Annotated in this window: 1 protein-coding gene; it reads left to right on the forward strand. The window is 48.7% G+C overall.

Going from position 1 to position 1,188, the window contains the following annotated elements:
• Nucleotides 1-678: 678 nt before the first annotated feature.
• Entirely contained in the window at nucleotides 679-822 is a 144-nt protein-coding gene (locus ACFORK_RS29035) for a hypothetical protein (protein WP_379205550.1), read from the forward strand.
• Nucleotides 823-1,188: the final 366 nt, after the last annotated feature.

Consider the following 1,188-nt stretch of genomic DNA (forward strand, 5'->3'; position numbering starts at 1 on the left):
CTTCAGCGATGTTCAAAGCCTGTGTATTTCGGCTAGACTCTGGCTTCAGGTCGGTTCCCCCAAAAGGCTCCGAAGCGACCTGAACCAAACAGTAAGTTTTCCTCCTACCTTGTTCTCCTCATCTACGTTAAGAGTATACTTTAAGAGTATCCTGGCACATACATGTACTGCCTCACCCCTAACCTCAGTCATGTGTTCCAAGAACTTCTGTCCGTTTATTTATTTGTTTTGGGTAACATTGAATTCGTTTTGACTATGCTGGGTCTTTGCTGCTCGCTGGAAGTTGCTAGGACCTCTGGACTGCAGTCTCCCATCTCTTGCTGACCTCTTGTTGACCTCTGCAGAATCCTGGTTGCTGGGAGCTTGTTAGTTCCTTGTTCCTTACCCGGACCTCCTGTGGTTAAGTGTTTTCTCTCCTCTGTGGCCTGGTAAGGCTGGGTGGTCATTGGCATCCCAAAGGTGGCTAGAAGTCAATGATTTAGGCAGGCTTGTGAATAGATATGGGAGAAGGCAATGGCACCCCACTCCAGTACTCTTGCCTGGAAAATCCCATGGACGGAGGAGCCTGGTAGGCTGCAGTCCATGGGGTCGCTAAGAGTCGGACACGACTGAGCGACTTCACTTTCACTTTTCACTTTCATGCATTGGAGAAGGAAATGGCAACCCACTCCAGTGTTCTTGCCTGGAGAATCCCAGGGACTGCGGGGCCTGGTGGGCTGCCGTCCATGGGGTCACACAGACTCGGACACGACTGAAACGACTTCGCAGCAGCAGCAGCAGCAGCAGCAGCAGCAGCAGTGCATAGATATCAAAAGGGTTTAGAACAGTCAGGTAGGATCACACAAGTCACCGTGAAGCAATACTTCTCCACTTAGCCAAAGCTAACAAAAGATTTCTCTTCTAGGTCAACCTAGAAGAGATCACGGAAGAGGTAAAGAAACTTAAAATCCATTAGCAAAGGCAGTTCAACCTCTCAAGAAACCTTGTGCTAGGCACAACACTCTTTTCTGGGGGTCCACTTTCCCTACAACCTCCTGATCCCATTCGGTACCCATTCCTTTGCTTCTCCCATCCTCAAACTGCCACCTGGAAGAAAGAACGACGTCGTTTTCCTTCAGAAAATGCGATTTCATGCCACATACCTTCTTTTAATACCAAGTCATACAGTTCCCTTCAGCAACCAAGAAC

Origin of the sequence: Paenibacillus sp. GCM10012306 (genome assembly GCF_042649265.1) — a bacterium.
Lineage (GTDB): Bacteria > Bacillota > Bacilli > Paenibacillales > Paenibacillaceae > Paenibacillus_AQ.